This is a genomic window from Paracraurococcus lichenis, assembly GCF_030657435.1.
GTDB lineage: Bacteria > Pseudomonadota > Alphaproteobacteria > Acetobacterales > Acetobacteraceae > Paracraurococcus > Paracraurococcus lichenis.
Genome location: NZ_JAUTWS010000033.1, coordinates 1 through 22,196, shown reverse-complemented (window position 1 = coordinate 22,196; position 22,196 = coordinate 1). Strand labels below are relative to the sequence as shown.

General features: G+C 71.6%; 15 protein-coding genes. 12 read left to right on the top strand and 3 right to left on the bottom strand.

Going from position 1 to position 22,196, the window contains the following annotated elements:
- Positions 1 to 2: 2 nt before the first annotated feature.
- Both Q7A36_RS25360 and Q7A36_RS25355 read left to right on the top strand, forming a co-directional pair.
- Positions 3 to 893: an energy transducer TonB family protein gene (locus Q7A36_RS25360; RefSeq protein WP_305106557.1), complete on the top strand. Its 891-nt coding sequence runs from the start codon at positions 3 to 5 to the stop codon at positions 891 to 893.
- A 265-nt stretch (positions 894 to 1,158) separates the two neighbouring features.
- Positions 1,159 to 2,166: a tetratricopeptide repeat protein gene (locus tag Q7A36_RS25355; protein WP_305106556.1), complete on the top strand. Its 1,008-nt coding sequence runs from the start codon at positions 1,159 to 1,161 to the stop codon at positions 2,164 to 2,166.
- Between the two features lie 90 nt (positions 2,167 to 2,256).
- Here the strand turns inward: Q7A36_RS25355 and treY are convergent, their stop codons facing one another.
- The 3 genes from treY to Q7A36_RS25340 all read right to left on the bottom strand — a co-directional run bounded on the left by treY (position 2,257) and on the right by Q7A36_RS25340 (position 10,975).
- Positions 2,257 to 5,061: a malto-oligosyltrehalose synthase gene (gene treY / locus Q7A36_RS25350; RefSeq protein WP_305106555.1), complete on the bottom strand. Its 2,805-nt coding sequence runs from the start codon at positions 5,059 to 5,061 to the stop codon at positions 2,257 to 2,259.
- Positions 5,054 to 8,713 carry a 4-alpha-glucanotransferase gene (malQ, locus tag Q7A36_RS25345; protein ID WP_305106554.1) on the bottom strand — a complete coding sequence of 1,220 codons (3,660 nt, stop codon included), beginning with the start codon at positions 8,711 to 8,713 and terminating at the stop codon, positions 5,054 to 5,056. Before malQ ends, treY begins: the two co-directional genes overlap by 8 nt.
- Before the next feature lie 561 nt (positions 8,714 to 9,274).
- Positions 9,275 to 10,975, bottom strand: a complete 1,701-nt coding sequence (locus Q7A36_RS25340; RefSeq protein ID WP_305106553.1) for a choice-of-anchor D domain-containing protein — start codon at positions 10,973 to 10,975, stop codon at positions 9,275 to 9,277.
- 738 nt (positions 10,976 to 11,713) lie between these two features.
- Between Q7A36_RS25340 and Q7A36_RS25335 the strand changes: the two genes are divergently transcribed.
- The 10 genes from Q7A36_RS25335 to Q7A36_RS25290 form a co-directional block, all read left to right on the top strand.
- Entirely contained in the window at positions 11,714 to 13,495 is a 1,782-nt protein-coding gene (locus Q7A36_RS25335; RefSeq protein WP_370655707.1) for a methyl-accepting chemotaxis protein, read from the top strand.
- Positions 13,496 to 13,541: 46 nt separating this feature from the next.
- On the top strand, positions 13,542 to 15,083 hold the full coding sequence (locus tag Q7A36_RS25330) for a chemotaxis protein CheW (protein WP_305106551.1): 1,542 nt from the start codon (positions 13,542 to 13,544) through the stop codon (positions 15,081 to 15,083).
- 10 nt (positions 15,084 to 15,093) lie between these two features.
- The gene (gene cheB, locus Q7A36_RS25325; protein ID WP_305106550.1) at positions 15,094 to 16,179 is read left to right on the top strand and encodes a chemotaxis-specific protein-glutamate methyltransferase CheB; all 1,086 of its coding nucleotides are present in this window, start codon (positions 15,094 to 15,096) and stop codon (positions 16,177 to 16,179) included.
- Between the two features lie 20 nt (positions 16,180 to 16,199).
- Entirely contained in the window at positions 16,200 to 16,799 is a 600-nt protein-coding gene (locus Q7A36_RS25320; RefSeq protein ID WP_305106549.1) for a HEAT repeat domain-containing protein, read from the top strand.
- The gene (locus Q7A36_RS25315; RefSeq protein WP_305106548.1) at positions 16,796 to 17,641 is read left to right on the top strand and encodes a CheR family methyltransferase; all 846 of its coding nucleotides are present in this window, start codon (positions 16,796 to 16,798) and stop codon (positions 17,639 to 17,641) included. The genes Q7A36_RS25320 and Q7A36_RS25315 overlap by 4 nt, the downstream gene beginning before the upstream one ends.
- Positions 17,642 to 17,651: 10 nt before the next feature.
- On the top strand, positions 17,652 to 18,029 hold the full coding sequence (locus Q7A36_RS25310; RefSeq protein ID WP_305106547.1) for a response regulator: 378 nt from the start codon (positions 17,652 to 17,654) through the stop codon (positions 18,027 to 18,029).
- Positions 18,026 to 20,287 (top strand): chemotaxis protein CheA, encoded by a 2,262-nt coding sequence (locus tag Q7A36_RS25305; RefSeq protein WP_305106546.1) that lies wholly within the window; start codon positions 18,026 to 18,028, stop codon positions 20,285 to 20,287. The genes Q7A36_RS25310 and Q7A36_RS25305 overlap by 4 nt, the downstream gene beginning before the upstream one ends.
- A complete protein-coding gene (locus Q7A36_RS25300) occupies positions 20,287 to 20,535 on the top strand; it encodes a hypothetical protein (protein WP_305106545.1) in 249 nt (82 codons plus the stop codon). The genes Q7A36_RS25305 and Q7A36_RS25300 overlap by 1 nt, the downstream gene beginning before the upstream one ends.
- A gap of 476 nt (positions 20,536 to 21,011) precedes the next feature.
- Positions 21,012 to 21,197: a hypothetical protein gene (locus tag Q7A36_RS25295; protein WP_305106544.1), complete on the top strand. Its 186-nt coding sequence runs from the start codon at positions 21,012 to 21,014 to the stop codon at positions 21,195 to 21,197.
- A gap of 4 nt (positions 21,198 to 21,201) precedes the next feature.
- Positions 21,202 to 22,196 (top strand): diguanylate cyclase domain-containing protein (locus Q7A36_RS25290; protein WP_305106543.1); only part of this gene is annotated, 995 nt, incomplete at its 3' end.

Here is a 22,196-nt window from a genome sequence, read left to right as displayed (position 1 = left end):
GCGTGGCTCAGCCGTTGCCCCGCCCCGTGCCGATGGAGCCGCCCCCGCCCGCGGCGGCGCCGGGCCGGGCGCCCTCCGCCCGGCGCCTCGCCTGGGCCGGCTCGGCCGGGCTGCACCTCGTCGCCGGCGCCCTGCTGCTGCTCGGCCTGCCGGACCGGGCGCCGGAGCCCATGCCGGTGATCATGCTGGAGATGCCGGCGGCCGAGCCGGCGACCCCGGCGCCGGAGCCGCCGATGCCGGCCGAGGCGCCGGCACCGCCGCAGCCCGTGGCTGAGGCCGCGCCACCCCCGCCCGAGGTCACGGCCCCGCCCGAGCCCGAGACGCCGCCCCCGCCGCCCGAGCCCATGCTGGCCGAGGCGCCGCCCGCTCCGCCGGAGCCCGAGCCGCTGCCGCCCCCACCCGAGCCGTCCCCCGAGCCGCCCCAGGCCGAGGCCGACCTGCCCCTGCCGCCGCCGCCGGTCGCCACGCCGCCCGCGCCGCATCCGCCCGCCGTGCCTCGCCGCCCCGCGCCGCCGCGCCCCGCCCTGGCGGAGGCCGCGCCCGCCGCGCCCGCCATGCCCGCGGCACCGGCCGCTCCGGCGCCGGCCGCCGCCGTCGCGGCGGCGCCCTCGCCCGACTACGTCTCGCGCCTCTTCGCCGCACTCGAGCGGCACAAGGCCTATCCGCAGGAGGCCCGCGGCCGCCGCGCCCAGGGCGTCGCCATGCTGCGCTTCCGCATGCGGCGGGACGGGACGGTCATCGGCTTCCGGCTCGAGCGCAGCGCCGGCGACCAGGCGCTGGACGAGGCGGTGCTGGCCATGATCCAGCGCGCCTCGCCGCTGCCGGCCCCGCCGGCCGACCTCGCCGGCGAGACCATCGAACTCACCGTCCCGGTGCGCTTCGCGCTGCGGTGAGGGATGGCGGCCTGTCGGGTGCCCCGAGTGGCCCGGCACGCCGGATCGGGGACCCGGCAGGCCCGCTGCACGACCTGCCCCCGAGCGGATGCTCCGGGACTGCCGGTGGTCGAGGTGCCATCCAGGCGCCCGGCGCGGCGATGTACCGCTGATTCCGCCGCGACGGCGAGCGGCCGGTCAGGACGCCGTGCCGCCGTCCGGCGGCAGACCGCCTCCATCCGCGCCGCCGGACAACCCTGCACAGACCGAAGACCCGAGGAGCGCGATGCCCCGCCGAGAGCCTGCCGCCCCGTCCGACATCTCCTACCAGGCCTGCCGCAGCCTGACGCCGGACGACCTCGACGCCATGCTGAGGGGCGACCCGCAGGAGGCGGCGCGTTGGCTGGGCGCGGCGGCGCGCTACGGCGTCGTCGAGGCCCAGACCGCCTATGCGCAATTGCTGCTGGACGGACGCGGCGTGGCGCGCGACGCGACGGCGGCCTTCGCCTGGTTCTCCGTCGCGGCCGGGGCCGGATCGGTCGAGGCGACGAACATGGTCGGCCGCTGCCACGAGAATGGCTGGGGCGTCCCGGCCGACGCCGCCGCGGCGGCGCCCTTCTACCGCGACGCGGCGGAACGCGGCTACGACTGGGCGCAGTACAACCTGGCCAATCTCCTGGCCCGCGGCGCCGGCCTGCCGCAGGACCGGGGCCAGGCGCTGCTCTGGTACCGGCGCGCCGCGGCGCAGGGGCATGCGAAGTCGGCGAACCTGATCGGGCGCTTCCTTGAGGAAGGCTGGGAGGTGCCGCCGGACCCGGGCGCCGCGGCGCTCTGGTACCGGCGCGCCGCGGAAGGCGGCGACTTCCGCGGCCAGTTCAACCACGGGACCCTCCTCGCCCGGCAGGGACGCGTCGCGGAGGCGGCGACATGGTTCGGCCACGCGGTCGCCGGCGGCACACGGGGCTTCCTGCGCAGCATGGCCCGCGCGCTGGAACAGGCGCCGGAGCCGGAATTCCAGGCGATCCGCCTGCGTGCCCTGGCGCGCTGCTGCGAGGGCGGCGAGGCCGCGGACGCTTTCGCCTATGCCATGGCGCTGCGGGATTCGGGCGAGGCCGAGGCCGCGCGGTCCTGGCTGCAACGGGCCGCGGCGGCCGGCCATGCCGAGGCGCAGGCGATGCTGCGGCCGGCGTCCCGGACCTCGATGGCGCGGGACCGCCTGCGGCGCCACCTGGCGCGGGCGATGGCCGGGCTGGCGCGCGCGCTGACGCGCCGGACGGTCCGGCACGCGCCGTGACGCGCGCCGGATGGCTTGGCGCCCCGCCCGGGCGGACAGGTCACCGCCGTGGGCGCGCCGGCACCGGGCGGCCCCGGCCGGGCCCGCGCCTCAGCCGCCGCGCGCCGTCTCCGGCACCAGCAGGGCGACGGGCAGGTCCGCCAGCACCGCCTCCGCCGTGAGCGTGCCGCCACCGAGGCTCCGCCCGGTCAGCAGGTCGCGCCAGGCGCCGGCGCCCGCCGGCAGCGGCGCATCGACGGCCGTGTCGCCCCAGGCCGGATCCGCTTCATGCCGGGCGGGGAAGCGGGACGCGACCACCAGCAGCCGCTCCTCGCCACTGCTGCGCAGGAAGGCGCAGAGCTGGTCGGCCTTCGCGCCCGTCGCGGCCAGGGGCTCGTAGCCGCCCTCGGCGAAGAGCGCCGGCCGCGCCCGCCGGTGCGCCAGCAGCGTCGCCGTCAGGGCGAGCTTGGCCCGACCGTCATGCCAGCCCTCCAGCATGCCGAGCATCGCCGCGCGCCGGTCCCGCGCCAGGGCCGTGTCCAACTCCTCGAGCACCCGGCGCCGGAGATCGTAGTCCACGGGACGGCGATTGTCGGGATCGACCAGGCTGAGGTCCCAGAGCTCGCACCCCTGGTAGATGTCCGGCATGCCCGGCAGGGTCAGCTTCAGCGCCGTCTGCACCAGGCCGTTGCGGAAGCCGAGCCGCGCCACGCGTTCCTGGAAGGGCAGGAAGGCTTCGAGGAAGGCGCCGGAGCGGGAGGGGTCGAGCGCCTCGCGCAGGAAGCCGAGCATGCCCTCCTCATAGGCGGTATTCGGGGCGGCCCAGGTGGTGTGCCGCTTGGCCTCGCGCATCGACTTCACCATGGCGCCTTCCATGCGCCCGGCGAAGTCGCGCAGCGCCGCGGCCTCCGGCATGCCGGCGCCGGTCAGCTCCGCCGGCCAGGCGCCGAGCAGGAGCTGGTAGAAGAGGTACTCGTCGTTGCGGTCGGGCGGCGCGGTGCCCTCCACGTCGCCGCGGCGGGCGCGCAGGATGCGGCTCCAGGTCTGGACCTGGCGCGCCCAGTCCTCCGGCATCTCCGAGAGCACCGCGAGCCGCGCCCGCGTATCCTCGCCGCGCTTGGTGTCGTGGGTGGAGGTGCCGAGCATGGCATGCGGCCAGCGCTGGGCGCGCTGCGCATTCGCCTTGTGGAAGGCGGGCAGGGAGACGCCGAAATGATCGGGGTGCCCGCCCACCTCGTTCAGCGCGACGAAGCGGTTGTAGCGGTAGAAGGCGGTGTCCTCGAGGCCCTTGGCCATCACCGGGCCGCTGTACTGCTGCACCCGCATGGCGAAGCGCACCACGCTGTGCCGGCTGAAGCCGCTGCGCGGCTCCGCCACCAGGTCGGTCGTCAGCAGCCGGTGCAGGAAATCGAAGACGCTGGGGTCGAGGTCGGTCTCGTTCCGCCGCGCCTGGGCGATGGCCCAGTCGATGTCGCGCCGGTCGGCCTCGGTGGGGGAGACCGTGCCGTCCACATAGGTGCGGTAGACCGGGAAGCAGGCGACGATCTCCTTCAGCGCCCGCTGCAGGATGTTGCGGGTGAAGTCGGCCGTGCGCGGGTTCTGGCGCCCCACCCGCGCCGCGTCGCGGGCGAGGGTGTTCAGCTCGCTCGCCATCTCGTTCAGCATGATGCGCAGCTTGCAGTCGCGCACCGTCTCGGCGAAAGGCTCGGCGCCGCGGATGAACTCCGCATAGGTGCGGCTGAAGCCTTCCTCCCCCGCCGGGTCCACCAGCAGGCCGAGCACGAGGTTGGCGAATTCGTAGCCCGTGGTGCCCTGGACCGGCCAGTCCTCGCGCAGCGCCTCGTGCCGCGACAGGATCTTCTCGACGACGAGGTAGAAGGGGCGCGGCGCCGCCTCCCGCAGCCGCTGCAGGTAGCCTTTCGGGTCGAGCAGGCCATCGACATGGTCGATGCGCAGGCCCTCCAGCGTCCCGTCCTCGAGCAGCGAGAAGACGAAGCGGTGCGCATGGTCGAAGAGCTCCGGCAGCTCCATGCGCAGGCCGGCGAGCTCGTTGATGTTGAAGAAGCGGCGGTAGTTGATGTCGTCCGCCGCGACGCGGAAATGCGCGGTGCGCCAGTTCTGCTCCCGGATCAGCGCGTCGAGGTCGCGCCAGGTCTCGAGCCGCCCGGGCCGGCCGTTCAGCCGCGCGACGGCGGCCTCCACCGCCTCCCGCACGTCCTGCCGCTCGCGCACCAGGCCGGCCAGCTCGGCCTGCAGGTCGCGGGCGCGGGCATGCACGCGCGGGCGCCAGTTGGGCAGGCCGGAGAAGGCATCACCCAGCCGCTCCAGCTCCGGATGCTCGTGGCCCAGCACGCGCTCGTAGTGCAGCGGGCAGATCGGCAGCTTGTGGGTGCCGTAGGCCCAGACGGCGAAGCCGCCCTCCTCCGGGTCGAAGCGCAGCTCGATCTGGCCGGCCTCCAGCACCGCGCCGTACTGCTCGCCGAGGAAGGGCACCAGCAGCTTGCCCTGCAGGTAGCGGCGGTCCGGGTCCCAGTCGATGTCGAACCAGCCAGCGTAGTCGCTGTCCGGCCCCCATTCCAGCACGTCGAGCCACCAGGGATTGTCGGCGCCGCCGACGCCCATGTGGTTCGGCACGAAGTCGAGCACCTGGCCGAGGCCGTTCTCCCGGAAGGCCGCGACCATGGCGCGGAACGCCGCCTCGTCCCCCAGCTCGGGGTTCAGCCGGCCATGGTCGACGATGTCGTAGCCATGCGAGGAGCCGGGCCGCGCCTTCAGGTAGGGGGAGGCATAGACATGGCTGATGCCGAGCCGGGCGAGGTAGGGCGCGAGCGCCGCCGCGTCGGAGAAGCGGAACCCCTCGTGGAATTGCAGGCGGTAGGTGGCGCGCGGGATCGGCGGCGGGCCGGCTTCAGGCATGGTCCGGGGGTCCTTCGGGCTGCGGGGCGCCGCGCTCGGCGCGGAAGATCTCGGCGATGTCGATGAAGCGCGGACGCGCCGCGAGTTCCTCCAGCGTCATCGAAAGGCGGCGGCGCCAGTTCGGGTGCTCGTCCGAGGTGGCCGGCACGTTCACCGGGTCGGCCTCGTCGGTCAGGTCGTCGATCTGCGCCATGGCGAGGACGGAGGGCGTGCGGGCGAGGAAGGCATGCGCCGCCCGGGCGAGCTGCGGGATGTCGGGCTCCGCATCCCCGGGCAGCAGCGCCTCCTGCCGCAGCGCGGCCAGGAGCTGCGCCTTGTCGCGCTGCCGCGCCTCGCGCTGGCGTCCCGCCTCCGCCGGCTCGGGGTAGAGGCCGAGCCGCTCCTTCAGGACGATGTCGCGCCCCTCCCACCAGCCGCGCAGCGTCGGCAGGTCGTGGCTGCCGACGACGGCGAGCGCCAGGGGCGGATAGGCTTCGGCGGGCAGGAAGGCGCCGGTCTCGCCCTCCTGCTCGAAGAAGAGCACGCGGTAGGAGAGGATGTTCGCCGCCGTCATGCGCTCGCGGAAGCCCTTGGGCACGGTCCCGAGGTCCTCGCCGACGACGAGGCAGCGCTGCCGGTGGCTCTCGAGCGCCAGGATCCCGACCAGGTCCTCGATCGGGTAGGCGACATAGGCGCCCTCGGCCGCGGTCTTCCCCTGCGGCACCCAGTAGAGGTGCTGCAGCCCCATGACATGGTCGATCCGGAGGCCGCCGGCATGGCGCATATTGGCCCGGACCAGCTCGATGAAGCTGCGGTAGCCCTCCTCCCGCAGGGCCCGCGGATGGAAGGGCGGCAGGCCCCAGTCCTGGCCGGCGGGGTTGTAGATGTCGGGCGGCGCCCCGACCTGCGCGCCGGAGACGACGGCCGCCGCATCCGCCCAGGTCTCGGCGCCGGCGCGGTCGGCGCCCACGGCGAGGTCGCGGTAGAGGCCGACCGCCATGCCGCGCGCGGCCGCCGCCTCCGCCGCTGCCTCGAGCTGCGTGTCGGCGATCCATTGCAGCCAGGCGAGGAAGTCGACCCGCTCGCGGTTCGCCGCGGCGAAGGCGGCCACGGCGGGGGAGTCGGGGTCGCGGACCTCCTCCGGCCAGGCATGCCAGTCCGCCTGCGCCGGGTCGCGGCCGGCGAAATGCTCGCGCAGCGCGAGGAAGAGGCAGTTCCGCTCCAGCACCGGCCCGCGCGCGCGCCGGAAGGCCTCGAAGGCCTGCCAGCGCGGCCCGTCAGCGGCGCCGCGGCAGGATTCGAACAGCCGCCCGAGCACCGAGAGCTTGATGTCCGCGACCTCGGCATAGTTCACCAGCGGCGCGGCGCGGCAGGCCTCGAGCCGGGCGCGGAAGGCGTCGGAGGCGACGAGATCCCGCATCTCCGGGCAGTCCAGCAGCTCCGGCACGGCGAGAACGTCGATGTTCAGCGTGTTCAGCAGCAGGCGGCTGGCCGGCGAATAGGGGCTCGCATGCTCCGGGTTGTCGTTGAACATGGCATGCAGCGGGTTGAGGCCGATCACCGCGGCGCCGCGGGCGGCGCTCAGCTCCACCAGGCTGCGCAGGTCGCCATAGTCGCCGATGCCCCAGTCGGTCGCCGAGCGCAGGAGGTAGAGCTGCGCCGCGATGCCCCAGAGCCGCCGGCCTTCGGCGATGGCCGTCGGCAGCCAGCAGCGCCCGGGCGAGACCACCAGGGTCGTCGCCGCGCCGCCGGGATCGAGGGTGAGGCGGTGATAGCCCCAGGGGATGTCGCCCTGCAGCACCAGGCGGCGGCGCTGCAATGGACGGCCCTCGAGGCTCCGCTCGGCGATCAGGGGCAGGCTGCCGAAGCTCGCCCGGCCCGTGACCTCGCCGCCCTCCTCCAGCGCCAGGCGCCAGGCGAGTTCGCCGGTGCCGGCCGGCAGGGCAAGCTCGACGGCGAGCGGGGCGACACCCGCGTGCAGCACCGCGACGGGCGGCAGGGGGCGCGTCCATTCCGCCGCCTCGAGCGCCTCCAGCGCGGCGCGCGCCGCCGCCTCGTCCGCCGCCTCGACACCCATGGCGGCGAGCAGGCTGCGCTTGGTCCCGGTGGAGGCACGCACCAGCTTGCCGCGGGCGTCGCGGAATTCGGGCTCGATGCCCATCCGCGCGGCCAGCGCGTCCAGCGCGGTGCCTTCGGTCGCGGCGCGGGGCTGCCCCTCCGGCGGCGCATCGAGCAGCGCGAGGACGCCGCGCAGCGGGATGGCGACCCAGTCCGGCCGGTTCGCCAGCTCGTAGGCCACCTCGTAGAGCGCCTTCTCCAGCATGAAGAAGCGCAGCACCTTCTCGGCCCCGGCGCGGCCCGCGGGGAGGAAGGCGCCGTCGCCCCCGGCCTCCAGATAGGCGTCGAGATAGGCGCGCGAGGCCTCCGCCTCCCAGGCCGCGGCATGCGCTTCCGGATGGCTGCGCCCGGCCTGCGCCGCCGCATAGGCGAGGGAGCGCAGCATGCCGGCGACGTCGCGCAGCGCCGCATGCTTGGCGCGCCGCTCCGCCAGCGGCCGCAGCGGCTCGCCCTCGAAATCCACGATCACCGCGTCGCCCTCCGCGACCAGCACCTGGCCGAGGTGGTAGTCGCCGTGGTGCCGGACCTTGGCGAAGCCGGGCGCGCCCGAGAGCCCGGCCCGCAGCCACTGATCGAGGAGGTCGCGCCGGGCGAGCAGCGCCTCGGCAAGGGGCCGCGCCTCCGGCTCCAGCCGGTCCCGCGCCGCGGCCAGGCCATCCAGGGCGCGGCGCGCCATGGCCTCGGCCGCCGCGATCCAGGCCTCGCGGTCGCGCGGCGCGACCGGCTCCGCACGGAAGGCGGGGTCGCGGGTGTCGGTCGCGAAGGCACTGTGCATCTCCGCCGTCCGCTGGCCGAGCCGGCGCAGCCAGGCGAGCGTCGCCGCGCCGCCCTCCGGCCGGGCCAGTCGCTCCAGCACCCAGGACCAGCCATCGCCCTCGTTGGGGATGAAGGCCTGCAGCACCGACAGCGTCGTGGTGCCCGCGCCCCCGGCGCGTTCCAACTCGGTCCAACCGAGCATGGCGGGCGTCGCGGTGAAGCCGGCCTCGCCGGTCAGGAAGCGCCCGACCTCCAGCTCTGGATGGGTGCCTTCCTCGAGCTTGCGGATCACCTTGAGGATCGCGCCCTCGCCGATGCGGATGGAGGTGTTCGACTGCTCGGCGCTGCCGCGGCGGATGGCGAAGCCGTCGCCGGGCGCGAGTCCGGCCGCCGCCAGCCGCTCCGCCCCGCCCGTGCGCAGCCGCCCCGCCCCGGCCGTGGCCGGCGGTGCGTCCGGGCGCAGCATCGCCTCGATCCAGGTGCGGACGAAGGCATCGACGGAGAAGGCCTCCACCAGCCGCCGCTCGGCGCCCTCCGTCGCCTGGAGGGCGGCGATGACCTGCGGCTCCGCGGCATCGACCGCCGGCACCAGGGCAAAGGGAACGAAGAGCCGCATCGGGTCCCGGCCGGGGGGCACCACCTGCCAGATCGCCGCCGCGGCCGGCAGGCCCGGCACCGCGAAGGGCAGCACCGCCGCCGCGGTGACCTCGGGCCGGCCCGCATCCTTGGCGGGGTACCAGCGCTGGCGCAGCAGGAAGTCCGGCATGGCCGCCTGGGCGAGGCTCTGCAGGTGTGGCAAGCCAGGGCGGTCGGCCTGGGACCCGGCGCTGTCGGTATCGGCGGAAACAGAGGGGGAAGGTGACACGGGAGGGGGCCTGCGGCGCTGCTGTCGAGCCGGCCAAACAGCACCCCTCGACTGCCGTTCCGACAGGGGCGGACGATTTCGGGCGGGACGCGGAAAAAAGGCGGAGCCGCCGTGCCGCCCATGCATGAAGGGGGGCGGCCAAACGAGCCGCGTCGCGCTTGCCCCTGCGGCGCAGCCGTTACGGATTATGCAAGCGGGTTGCCGAGCCCGTCCTCGGACGGAGCGACGGGGCGCGAAGGTTCCGATGCTGCCTGCGTCGCGGCCTCGGACAGGTCGGGCAGGCCTGGGCGCCGGTCGGCACCGGCCACAACCTCACCAGGCGCACCAGGGCAGCGGCGACTTGCACCACGGGGTGGGCCGGCAGGGCCTCAGGCCGCCCCGGCCTTGACCACGTCACCCCGGCCCGTGGCGACCGGGACGGGCGCCCGGCGCGAAGCGCGGGAAACGCCGGCACGGGAGCGAGGGCCGACTCCGCATGGGTCGGCCCTGCCAGGGTCAGCCCCGACGACGGGATGCCCGACGCGCCAGAGCCATGCCGAGGAGGCCGGTGCCGAAGAGCGTCAGGGTCATCGGCTCGGGCACGGCAGGCGTGGGGTCCGGGGCCTGCAGAATCACGCCGTGCAGGTTGAACTTGAAATCGAGGCCATGGCCTCCGAAGGCGGCGCCCTGGTCGGTATGGATCGTCAGGATGTCGTCGAAGGTGCCGGTGCTCAGCCCCGAGAAGGTCAGCGTCAGATCCATCGCGTCCGATGGATTGAGGGCGGTGGTCGAGAAGGCCGCCAACTGAAAGACCGAGCCCGACAGACCCAGAATGCCGCTGGAGTCGAAGATGGTGAGCTTCGTGAGGTCGCCGAGGTCCGGATCGTCCGTGACGTTGTAGAGGCTGAAGGTCAGGCTGGATGAGTAGCCCTGGAGAATGTATCCGAAATCCAGCGTCGCATTGTCGTTGGCAGCCTGCGCATTGCCGTAGTCGGAATAGAACTCGGGCCCGACGCCGGTGCCGGTGAGCGCCGCGGTCGTCTGGAAAGCGGTGTTCCTGCCGTCGCTGCTGCCGTTCTTGAAGTCGAGTGTTGCATCGGCCGTGGCGGCGCCGCGCGCGGTCGGCGTAAAGCTGAAACTCGTGCTGCCCGAACTGCCGTCGGCGATGCTGAGGTCCGGACCGGTGATGGCGAATCCCGCCCCCGCCGTCGACACGCTGGCCTGTCCGAGCAGGTTCGAAGCGAAGCCGGTACCAAAGGTGGCATAGCTCGAGGTATTCGCCCCGGCCTGGTTGCCATCGCCGACATTGGTCACCGTGATCGTGCCGCTGCCGACGGTGCCGACGCGGACATTGCCGGCGTCTGTCACGGTGGTCTGGCCGATGACGGGCGCCACGCCGGTGCCGTTCACGGTGGTTTGCCGCGTGCCGGAACCGTTCGTATTGCCGATGCCGTTGTTGAAGTTGGCGGTGACCACGGCGCTCGCCGCACCCCGGGCCGTCGGGCTGAAGATGACGTTGCGGGTCGTGCTGCTGCCATCCGTCAGGCTGGCAGTGGTGGGTGTCGCCACGCTGAAGGCGCTGTTGCCCGACGTGATGCCCGACATCCGCAGGTTGGTCGAGGTCTGCTTGCTGAAATTTCCCCCGGGGTCGGTGCCGGCCAGGTTGCCGTTGCCGGTGTTCGTGATCTGCACCTGGCCCGTGCCGCTCTGGCCGACCAGAACCTTGCCCGCATCTGCCGTCTTCGAGAGGGTCGCGGCCGGTGCCACGCCCGTGCCCGTCAAGGTGAGCGTCGAACTGAAGGCCGCGTCGGATCCAACGGCCGAGGCACTCAACGTGGCGGTCGCTGTCTTCGCTCCGGTGCTCGTTGGGGCGAAGGTGTAGGTCCAGGTACGGGACGGATTGCCGCTATTGAGGGTCTGCTGGCCGGTGTTCTGCGAGAACTGGTTGGCATTGGCACCGCCCAGCGCCGACGTCACCTGCCGGCTGCCGATCGGAGCGCCCTGGGTCGCCGTGACAGTCTTGGTGGCATTGGTGCTGCCGACGAGGACGTTGCCGAAAGCGAGAGTAGAATTATTCCCTGCATTGGTCGTGATCGTACCGGCCTGCGCACCCGTCGCCGCCAGCATCGCAACGCCGATGAGCGATGTCGCCCCGAGCGCCCTGGCGCGGAGGCTCGCACCTGCCTGTCGCGCACGCATGCTGACCATCGTTTCCATAACCTCTTGGCGGCTGATCACCAGTTGACCGGAACCTCCCGGAGGCCGGGAATTCGTTCCGTAGTCGCTACATGAGCAAGCCTTGTGCCAAATGTGATGGGACGTTTTGTATCAGGGAGTTACGGCTCGGCGTCGCCCGGGACGCCGGCATTCACGGCGCGATCTGTAAAGTTCCCCGACAAAAGGCATGGCCCAGGGATATTATACATCCTCATGTATTCTTTGCTGTTCGGCCTCTGCCTTGGGAAAGGTCCCTTTTAGGCCCGGAACGGCCCTGTCGGAATCCTTTACGGTTACACATCCAATCGGTCAACGTCGTGGTGCGGCGTGCTGCGCTGGGACAGCCGGTCGCGGTCAGGTCACCGCAACCGAGGGCCACCCATGCCTGAGAGCCGCAAGGCCGAACGGCGCCTAATAACCCTACGGTCGGCGGAATCCGCACCTGAACAGGTCAGGCAGGCTCAGACCATTCGAGTTGCGGCACACCTCCCGCGCGAATTTTCTCCGGAACACACAACTTTATGATAGAAACACAAACCCGCAGGTCAGGTGAGTACGATGGCGCTGGTGAAGTCTTTCGAGTTGCGTCAGGACTCCGAGAGAGGTTCGGACGTGACGGTGTCGCCACGTCCCGCACGTGGAACTTCCGCGGCTCCCGCGACCGCCGGCATCGTCCCGAGGGCGCCTGCCCAGAAGCGCGCACGTACCTTCGCCCGGCAGCAGAAGGCCGCGGAGCGAGTGGCCAGCGCGACCACCCAGGTCGCCAGCGGCATCTCCGAGGCAGGCTCCGCCGTCGAGGAACTGCGGCGGTCGATGGAGCAGATCGCCAGCGGCGCCGAGCAGGCCTCGAGCGCCGCCGAGCAGTCCATGCGTGCGGTCGGCCGCGTCGTCACCAACATCGGCAAGCAGCGCGAAAACGCCGACCTGTCGCAGACCAAATCCGAAGCGCAGCAGACGCTGATCGCCAACGTCGCCGCCCAGATCGCCGCCAGCATCGCCAGCATCGGCCATGCCGCCCGGCGGCAGGCAGCCTCGGTCACCATGGTGGCGGAGCTCGAGAAGCAGGCGGCGAATATCGGCGACATCGTCAAGGCTGTCGCCCGCATCGCCGACCAGACCAACCTGCTCGCCCTCAACGCCGCCATCGAGGCCGCCCGTGCCGGCCAGCATGGCAAAGGATTCGCGGTCGTTGCCGACGAGGTCCGCAACCTCGCCGAAACCAGCGAGAAGAGCGCCCGCGACATCCAGGAACTGGTCGGCCAGATCCAGCGGGAGGTGAAGGTCATCGCCGAGGGGATCAATGCCTCGGCCGCGGCCGCGACCTCCGAAGTCGAGAAGGGGCAGATCGTCACCAACCAGCTCGGGCAGATCCGGACCGATATGGTCGAGATCCTGCGCGGCGCCCGCGAGATCCTGGTCGCGGCCGAGCAATCCAGCGAAGCGGCGAGGGAGGCGCAGAAGGGCGCCGAGGCCATCTCCGCCGCGGCCGAGGAGCAGTCTTCCGCCTGCCAGGAGGCGCTTCGCACCGTCGACCAGCAGACCGGCGCCCTGACCCAGAGCGAGCAGGCCTCATCCGAACTGTCGGAGATGGCCGACGAGCTGAAGAACAGCAGCGACGTCGGCAAGAGCGCCGAGGAGGTCGCCGCGGCCTCCGAGGAGCTTTCCGCCGCGGTCGAGGAGATCAACCGCGCCGCCGCGCAGATCATGACGGCGATCGACCAGATCAGCCGCGGCGCGCAGCAGCAGTCGGCCGCCACCCAGCAATCGGCCGCCGCCGTCACCCAGATCGAACGCGGCGCCAAGATCGCGTCCGAGCGAGCCACCTCGGCTCGCAGCACGAGCCAGGCCATGGTCGAGGCGCTCGGCGTCAACCGCACCGCCGTGGAACAGATCATCGCCGGCGTGCAGCAATCGGTCGAGGAGAACGCGCGCTCGCGCGAGCAGATCAATGCGCTGGAGCAGGTTGCCCGCCGCATCGACAAGATCGTGGACGCCATCACCACCGTTTCCATCCAGACGAACATGCTGGCGGTGAACGGCTCGATCGAGGCGGCCAGGGCCGGCGAGTTCGGCAAGGGCTTCATGGTCGTCTCGACCGACATCCGCAACCTGGCCCGCGACAGCTCCGAGAATGCCGAGCGGATCAAGGACCTGGTGAAGGCAGTCCAGGACCAGATCGTGGCGGTGCGCCGGGACCTCGAGGAGATCGCCACCGCCTCCACGACCGAGATGGAGAAGAGCAAGGCGATCACCGCGAACCTCGCCGCGGTCGAGACGGACATGGCGGTGATCCTCGAAGGCAGCCGGGAGATCGTGGCCAGCGCGAACGATATCCTGACCGCCCTGGTCGAGGTGAAGACGGGCGTCGAGCAGGTGTCCGCCGCCGCGAACCAGGCGGCGCAGGCCTCTGGCCAGGCGGCGCAGGCGGCGCGCGAACAAGCCAAGGGCGCCGAGGAACTGGCGGCCGCCGTCGAGGAGATCGCCTCCCTCGCCGACGAACTGCAGAACAGCGCCGCCTGAACGGCACCGTGACCGATTGCGAGCCGACGATGACAGGTGGGGCCCCATGAGCGAAGCGCACGCTTCCAGTTCCGCGGCCGGACGGCAGTTCGTCACCTTCTGGGTGCAGGACGAGATCTTCGGGGTTCCGCTTGCCGAGGTGCAGGAGATCATCCGGATGCCCGGCGTCGTCCGGGTGCCCATGGCCTCCGCGAACCTCGAGGGGATCGCCAACCTGCGCGGCGCGGTGCTGCCGATCACCAGCCTGCGGCGGGTCTTCGCCATGGAGGACGAGCCGCATGACGACGCGACGCGGGTCGTGGTCATCAACCACGGCGCGCTCTCGGGCTTCGTGGTGGACCGGATGGCGAGCGTCATCACCACCGAGGCGCAGGAGATCGAGCCGATCGACAGCATCGGCAGCACGGTCCGAACCGAGCTGCTGCAGGGCGTCGTGAAGCGGGACGACGGCATGATCCTGCTGCTGGACCCGGCCAGCCTCAATGGGGCGGCCGTGCCGGCGCAGGACCATGCCGCGCGCGGCGCGCCGGGCGGCGAGGCCGCGCCGGCGACGGCGCGCGGCGAGGTGACCGGCCAGGCGGCGGGCGACGAGCTGCAGCTCGTCAGCTTCGAGGTGGCCAACCAGGAATACGCCTTCCCGATCGAGGACGTGCAGGAGATCGTGCAGGTGCCGCCGCGCATCAATACGGTCCCGCGCAGCGAGTCCCATGTCATCGGCGTGATGACGTTGCGCAACCGGCTGCTGCCGCTGGTCTCGCTGCGTCGCATGTTCGGCATGCCGCAGGCGCCCCTCGGCGAGAGCAACCGCATCGTCGTCGTCTCGCTCCGCGGCGGCGGGGCGGGGGCGGAGCGGGTCTCGGTCGGCATCGTCATGGATGCCGTCAAGGAGGTGCTGCGGGTCGCGCGATCGCTGGTCGAGGCGGTCCCGCAGCTGCTGGCGACCGGCGGCGGCGGCACGGAGCTCGAGGCCATCTGCCGCCTCGACGGCGGCGACAGGCTGGTGACGATCCTGTCGGTGGAGAAGATGTTCCCGCAGGGCGAACGGGAGCGCCTGCTCGGCGCCGAGCCCGCCGCCACGGCGGCGTCGGAGGAAGCAGAGATGGCGCAGCAGGTCCAGGATGCGGCGGCCGCCGACGACGAGGAGCAGTTCGTCGTCTTCCGCCTCGGCAACGAGGAATACGGCGTCCCGATCGGTACCGTGCAGGAGATCGTGCGGGTTCCGGAGCAGCTCACGCGGGTGCCGAAGACGCCGGCCTTCATCGAGGGGGTGGTGAACCTGCGCGGCGTCGTGCTGCCGGTGGTCGATCAGCGCCGCCGCTTCGGCCTGCCCGAGGTGGCGCGCAACGATCGCCAGCGGATCATGGTGCTGACAGTCGGCGAGGCGCGCACCGGCTTCATCGTGGACAGCGTGGTGGAGGTGCTGAAGGTGGCCCGCTCCACCATCGGTCCGGCCCCGCGCCTCTCGGCGGAGCAGCATCTGCTGATCGACCGGGTCGCCAATCTCGAGAGCCAGAAGCGGATGCTCCAGCTCCTCGAGGCCGGGCGCCTGTTGAGCACGGAGGAGCAGGGCGCGGTCAGCGCGCTCTGAACCGGCAACCATGCTGAAGGTCCTGATCGTCGAGGATTCGGCGCTGATGCGCCGCCAGCTCCGACGGATGCTGGAGGCCGAGGGCGACATCGAGGTCGCCCTCGCCCGCAATGGCGTCGAAGCGCTGGAGCAGATCGCCGCCTTCCAGCCCCAGGTCGTCACGCTCGACGTCAACATGCCGGAGATGGACGGCCTCACTTGCCTCGGCCACATCATGCGGGACTCCCCGCGGCCGGTGCTGATGGTCTCCTCCATCACGGAGCAGGGCTCGGACGCGGCGGTCCGCGCGCTGGCGCTCGGCGCGGTGGACGTGATGGCCAAGCCGGACGGCACGGTGTCGGTCGGCCTGGACCGGATGCGGGACGAGTTGCTGGCCAAGCTGCGGGCCGCGGCCCGGGCGCGGCCGCGCCGTGCCCTCCGGCTGCGCGACACGCTGCGGGCCGAGCGGGCCGCCGCCGAGCAGCGGCGCGCCGCGGCGGCGGCGAAGGCGATGGCGCGCGGCGCTCTCGGCCTGACCCTCATCGGCGTCTCGACCGGTGGGCCGCGCACGCTCGAGGAGATCCTGCCCGAACTGCCGGCAAGCTACCCGCAGGCGATCGTCGTGGCGCAGCACATGCCCGCGGGCTTCACCGCCTCCTTCGCCAGGCGCCTCGACGGCATCTGCGAGGTGACGGTCACCGAGGTGAACGGGCCGGTCCCCCTCGCTCCGGGCCATGTCTATATCGGGCGCGGCGAGGCGGATGTCGTCGTGGAACGGCGGCTCGGGCGCTTGGTCGCGAACTCGGTCCGGGCCGACGACAGCCTCTGGCACCCGAGCGTGAACCGCCTGGTCCACAGCGCGCTCGGGGTGGCGCAGGCGGGCACGCTCATCGGCGTGCAGCTCACCGGCATGGGCGATGACGGCGCGGAGGCGATGGCCCTGCTGCGCGCGCGCGGCGGCCGCACCATCGCCGAGAGCGAGGAGACCGCGGCGGTCTTCGGCATGCCCGCCGAGCTGATCCGCCGCGGCGGCGCGACCGAGGTGATGAACTGCGACCGCATCGCGGCGCGGCTGCTGCAATGGACGGGTGCTGAGGTTCGGCGATGGGGCTCCTGAAGGCACGCGCCGAACGGCGCATGGCAAGCCGGCCCGGGCGGGCCCGGCCCACCGAGGCGGCGCTGCTCGCCGACCTTGCGGCGGCCGATCCCGGCCTGCGCCGTGCCGCCGCGCAGGCGCTCGGCGCGCATCCGGCCGCCGTGCCCGCCCTGCGCGCGGCGCTGTCGGCCGAGACGAAGCGGCCCGTGCAGGAAGCCCTGCTGGCCGCGCTGACCGACATCGCCTCGGCCGATGCTGTCGCGGCCATGCTCGGATTGCTGCGCGCCGAGGATGCCTGGCTCCGCAATGCCGCGCTCACGGCCCTGCAGGAGATCGGCGCCCCGGCCGCGGCGCCGGTGCGCGCCGTGCTCGATGCCGCGGATCCGGACCTGCGCATGGCCGCGCTGCTGGCGCTGGCCGGGCTGCGTTGCCCGGAGGCGGAAGCCTGGACCATTGCCCGGCTGGAGCAGGAAACGGAGGTGAATGTCTGCGCCACCGCGATCGAGGTATTGGACCGCATCGGCGGCCCGGCCTCCGCGCCGGCGCTCGACCGCCTCGCCGGGCGCTTCGCGGCGGAGCCGTTCCTGGCCTTCGCCGCGCGGGCGGTGCGCGACCGGCTGCTCGGGGAGCCGAAGGCATGAGCCAGTCCGCCCCGGCCGTCCAGGCAGGCGAGTTCGCGCGCTTCCAGGAGATGTTCTACCAGAAGACCGGCATCGTCTTCGGGGAGTCGAAGCGCTACTTCGTGGACCGCCGCCTCACCGAACGCATGAGCGCGACAGGCTCGAAGTCCTTCGAGGACTACCTGATGCTGCTGCGGTTCCGCGACCCGAATGCGGAGGAATTGCAGAACCTCATCAACGTGATGACGGTGAACGAGACCTACTTCTACCGCGAGAAGTACCAGTTCCAGTGCCTGAGCGAGGCGCTGCTGCCCCAGCTCGTGCAGGGAAGGCGGCGCGGGGATCCGCTGCAGATCTGGTCGATGCCCTGCTCGACGGGCGAGGAGCCCTATTCGATCGCCATCCACCTGCTCGAGTCCTGGCCGGAGGTAGACCACTGGGATGTCAGGATCCTCGCCAGCGACATCGACACGCGCGTCCTGGAACAGGCCCGCGCCGGCATCTACGAGGCACGCTCGCTGCAGCACCTGACGGAGGATCTCGTCAGGCGGTACTTCACGCCGACCAGGGACGGCAACTGGCGGATCATCGCCAACCTGCGGCGCTCGATCGAATTCCGCCGCGCCAACATCACCGAAGTGGCCGATGTGCAGCAGTACCGCGATATCGATGTGATCTTCTGCCGCAACCTGCTCATCTACTTCGATGAGGCATCCCGCCGGCGGGCGACGGAAGCCCTGTTCGATTCGCTCCGTCCCGGCGGCTTCATCTGCCTCGGCCATTCCGAATCGATGAGCCGCATGTCCTCCCTGTTCGAAGCCAGGAAGTTCCCCGATGCCATCGTCTATCAGCGTCCGTTCTGAGGAAGCGGCGATGGGGCCGGCCGTCCTCGTCGTGGATGATGCCGCGACGGTGCGGCTCTACTACCGCCAGATCCTCGGCGGCATGGGCTGTGCCGTCGAGGAAGCGTGGAACGGGGCCGAGGGTCTGGAGAAGGCGCTTGTCAGGCCGCCGCAACTCATCCTGCTGGACGTGAACATGCCGGTCCTCGACGGCTACAGCACGCTGCGCGCCCTGCGCCGCGAGCCTTCGCTCTGCGCCATCCCGACCATCATGATCACGACCGAGGCCGGGGGCGGCCAGGCGGAGCGGGCCTATGCCGCAGGCGCCAATCTCTACCTGCAGAAGCCGGTGCGGCCGGAGCGGCTGACCAACTTCACCCGCGTGCTCCTGGGGATGCAGCCGGCATGAACCCCTTGCTTGACCAGTTCCTTATCGAGGCCCGCGAGCTGCTCGACACGGCGAGCGAGGGCCTATTGCGCATGGAACGCGGCAATGGCGGCGCGGAGATGGTGAACACCGTCTTCCGCGCCGTCCATACGCTGAAGGGCACCTCCGGCCTGTTCGAGGTGGCGCCGCTGACGACGTTGGTGCACGCCGCCGAGGACCTGCTCGATGCGGTGCGCGCGCAGCACCTCACCCTGACCGGGACCATGACGGACCTGCTGCTCGGCGCCCTGGATCAGACGCGCGCCTGGCTCACCACCTACGAGGCGAGCGAGGCGCTGCCCGCCGATGCGGCCGCGGTCGCCGCCGAGCGCGGAGCTGCGCTGCGCGCCCTGCTCGGCGGCGGCGCCTCGCCGGCCACGGCCGATGCCGTCGATGCCGGCGCCGTGGCCGGCATGCGCGGCTGGGTCGCGGCCTTCGCGCCGGAGCAGCGGGCCGCCGCCGAGGCCGCCGCCCGCGCCGCCGACCGCGATCTGGTGGCCGTCGCCTATCGCCCCGATCCCGCCTGCTTCTTCCGCGGCGAGGACCCGCTGCATCTCCTGCGGCAGGTCCCGGAGGTGCACGCCCTGGAGGTCCAGCAGCCGGACGCCTGGCCTTCCGCCGACACCTTCGATCCCTTCGACTGCGTCCTGTCGTTCCGGCTGCTGTCCACGGCGCCGCCGGAGGAGCTGCGCCATCTCTTCCGCTACTGCGAGGATGTCGAGATCGCGGCCTATGCGCCGCCGGGCGCCGTGCCGCCGGATGCCGCGACGGTGCAGGAGGTGCTCGACGCGCAGCTCGCGCTGCTGCGGCAGCCTGCCGAGGCCGATGCCGCCGCGGAGCGCGCTGCGGCGGTCGCGGAGGTGCTGCGCCGCATTGCCCGGCACTGCGGCCAGCGGGTGGACGAGGCGGTCCTAGCCAAGGCCAGCGAGGAGGCCGCTGCGGGCCGGACCGAGGCGCTGGCAGCGCTGCTCGAACGGTCCCGGATCAGGCCGCCGCCCGCGCCCGAGACGGGCGGCGCGGTCCATGCCCCGGAGCGCCCCGCCGTCGAGGTCCGTCCCGCAGGGACGGCGACCCTGCGGGTCGATCAGGCCAAGATCGACACGATGATGAACCTGATCGGGGAGCTCATCGTCGCCAAGAACAGCCTCTCCTACCTGGCCCGGAAGGCGGAGGCCGGCGCGAGCGCGCGCGAGCTGGCCCGCGACATCAAGGACCAGCAGGCCGTGGTCAACCGGCTGGCGGAGGACATGCAGGCCGCCATCATGGCGATCCGCATGCTGCCGGTCAGTCATGTCTTCCAGCGCTTCCCGCGCCTCGTGCGGGACGTCGCCCGCAAGCTCGGCAAGCAGGTGGAGCTGGTGCTGGAGGGCGAGGAGACCGAGGCCGACAAGAATATGATCGAGGCGCTGGCGGATCCGCTGATCCACATGGTGCGCAACAGCCTCGACCACGGCCTGGAGCCGCCGGAGGAGCGGATCGCCGCGGGCAAGCCGCCGCATGGCACGGTGCGGCTGACGGCCGCGCAGGTCAACGAGAGCATCATCGTCACCATCGGCGACGACGGCCGCGGCATCGACCCCGATCGGATGCGGCGGAAGGCCGTGGAGCGCGGCATGCTGGATGCCGAGGCAGCCGCGGCGCTGCCCGACGCGGAGGCGCTGAGGCTGATCTTCGCCCCCGGCTTCTCGACGGCCGAGACCATCTCCGACCTCTCGGGTCGCGGGGTTGGCATGGACGTGGTGCGCTCGGCCGTCGAGAAGGCCGGCGGCTGGGTCGCGGTGGACAGCCAGGTGGGGCGTGGCACGACGGTGCAGGTGACGGTGCCGCTCAGCATGGCGGTGGCGCGCATCATGACCATCGAATGCGCCGGGCATCTCTTCGGCATCCCGATGGGCGCGGTGGTCGAGAGCGTGCGGTTGCCGGCCTCCGCCGTGCATCACATCCGCGACCGCGAGGCCTTCGTCCTGCGGGACCGGATCGTTCCCCTGCTGCGGCTGGCACGCCTGCTGGACCTGCCCGGCGAGGCGGCGGCATCGCAGGCCATCGAGGACGCGCCGGTGCTGGTGCTCAGGGTCGGGCAGGCGACGGTCGGCCTGGTCATCGACGCCTTCCGCGAACGCATGGAGGCGATCGTCCGCCCGCTGGAGGGCGTGCTGGCCGGGCTGCGCGGCTTCGCCGGCACGACGCTGCTCGGCGATGGCCGGGTGCTGCTGATCCTGGACGTGGCGGAGCTGATCTGATGCCGATAAGCATGAACGGGGACCTGGCCATCCTCGACGCCCATTGCGCGATCGAGGAAGCGGAGACGCTGCTGGATTGGCTGCGGGCGACCGCCTGTCCCAGGGTGGACCTCTCCGGCTGCACCCACATGCATGCGGCGGTGCTGCAGACGCTGCTGGTGATGCGCCCGACCGTCGTCGCGGCACCGACCACTCCATTCCTGGCCCACTTCCTGGTCGGCCTGCCGTCTGCCGGCGCCGTAGGCTGAGGCAGCCAGCCGTCGGAGCGACCCCTGCGCCGGAGCGCTTCGAGGGTCGCGTGATCCCGCGCCGACGGCGCGGCACGGCGCAACTGCGCCACCATGTTGGGCCGGCGGCGTCGACGTTCCGTGCCCTCGGCTGGATCCGAAAGCATTATGGCCGGCTCGATGAAGCGCCTCTTCTGCGAACAACGCCCGGGATATCCAAATTCCCGTTGAGAGGCGAAGTGGTCCACGATGCAGACACGAATAAGACCGATCATAAGCGCTTGGGGAATTCAAACGGGACCCGTATCCATGCTGCCCGCCTTCGGCGACCATAACCTGTTCGAATGGCTGCAGGCGGCCTTACCGGAAGCCCTCGACAGCCTACCGTTCGGTGTCATCGGCATGACGCCGGATAGCAATGTAGTGGCGTACAACAAGGCGGAGTCCGAGGGTGCTCGCCTTCCCCCCCCCCCCCCGAACGGGTCATCAGGCGCCACATGTTCTCCTCGGTCGCGCCCCGCACCAACAACTTCATGATCGCCGAGCGCTTCGAGACGGAAGCGGAGATCGACGCAACCATCGATTACATCTTCACCCTTCGCATGAAAAGCACTCCCGTTCGGCTCCGCACGCTCAAGCGACCTGACGCCCAGCGAATGTACCTTCTCGTGAAGCGGAGGTGAGCAAGTGGATCCCGCGCAAGAGCCTGACGACCTGGAGCTGCTGACCGATTTTTTATACATTGTCCCCGTCGGGCTGATGCGGTTTCACATGAACGGGCTTGTGGATCTGGCGAATCCCAAGGTGGCGCAGCTCCTGACGCCACTCGTGCCGGACGGAGATCTGTCCAACGCCTACCATGCTCTCGCCCCGGTCGCGCCCGACCTTGCCCGCCGCCTGAACGACGCCACCATCGATTCCGGCATCGTCGTCGATCACGAGCGCTACACCGTGATGGCCGGCAAGCACCGCGCGGACCTCTCGCTCACGGTCCACCGCGTCGACCAGATCTCGTTCATCGCGGTCATCGAGGACGTGACCGCGCAGGCGGAGCAGGAAAGGCAGTTGCGGGAGACGAAGGCGGACCTCACCTGGCGCCGCCACTACGACACCCTCACCGGACTTCCCAACCGCAGCTTGCTGGAGATTCGGCTGGCGGAAGCAGTGGCGGAAGGGGGAGAGACGCCCGTCCTGCTGTTCCTCGACATCATGGGGACCAAGGCCGTCAACGACACCAAGGGATACGCCGAGGGAGACGCCCTGCTGGTCGAGATCGCCCGAAGGCTGGTCGCTGTCGCCGGGCCGGACAATCTGGTCGCGCGCCTCGGAGGCGAGCACTTCGTCGTGCTGTGCCGCTGGCTTGACGAAACCGCCGCCGGCGACCTTGGCAGCCGACTCAGGGAAGCGATCGCCGCCCCTTTCGAGATCGATGGCGACCCGTTCCATGTCTCAACACTGGTCGCGTTGGCGAACGTCGACCAGCGAACGAATTTCGACGTGCTGAAGGCTGCCGACGCCGCCATGCAGCGAGCGAAGCTCGAACTACAGGCTCAGCAGGACGCCGAGCGACAGAGGCAGAAAATGGAGGCGCTCGGCCGCATGATGGGCGGCGTCGCGCACGAGATCAACAACATGCTCCAGCCGATCGGCCTGCTGGTGCAGGACATGATCGAGAGCAAGCT

Bases quoted from the DNA above. Each gene is read 5' to 3' on its own strand.
- Q7A36_RS25315 (WP_305106548.1), top strand. From the start codon at position 16,796: ATGAGCCAGTCCGCCCCGGCCGTCCAGGCAGGCGAGTTCGCGCGCTTC.
- Q7A36_RS25330 (WP_305106551.1), top strand. From the start codon at position 13,542: ATGAGCGAAGCGCACGCTTCCAGTTCCGCGGCCGGACGGCAGTTCGTC.
- Q7A36_RS25310 (WP_305106547.1), top strand. From the start codon at position 17,652: ATGGGGCCGGCCGTCCTCGTCGTGGATGATGCCGCGACGGTGCGGCTC.
- Q7A36_RS25355 (WP_305106556.1), top strand. From the start codon at position 1,159: ATGCCCCGCCGAGAGCCTGCCGCCCCGTCCGACATCTCCTACCAGGCC.
- cheB (WP_305106550.1), top strand. From the start codon at position 15,094: ATGCTGAAGGTCCTGATCGTCGAGGATTCGGCGCTGATGCGCCGCCAG.
- treY (WP_305106555.1), bottom strand. From the start codon at position 5,061: ATGCCTGAAGCCGGCCCGCCGCCGATCCCGCGCGCCACCTACCGCCTG.
- Q7A36_RS25320 (WP_305106549.1), top strand. From the start codon at position 16,200: ATGGCAAGCCGGCCCGGGCGGGCCCGGCCCACCGAGGCGGCGCTGCTC.
- Q7A36_RS25295 (WP_305106544.1), top strand. From the start codon at position 21,012: ATGTTCTCCTCGGTCGCGCCCCGCACCAACAACTTCATGATCGCCGAG.
- Q7A36_RS25300 (WP_305106545.1), top strand. From the start codon at position 20,287: ATGCCGATAAGCATGAACGGGGACCTGGCCATCCTCGACGCCCATTGC.
- Q7A36_RS25305 (WP_305106546.1), top strand. From the start codon at position 18,026: ATGAACCCCTTGCTTGACCAGTTCCTTATCGAGGCCCGCGAGCTGCTC.
- Q7A36_RS25340 (WP_305106553.1), bottom strand. From the start codon at position 10,975: ATGGAAACGATGGTCAGCATGCGTGCGCGACAGGCAGGTGCGAGCCTC.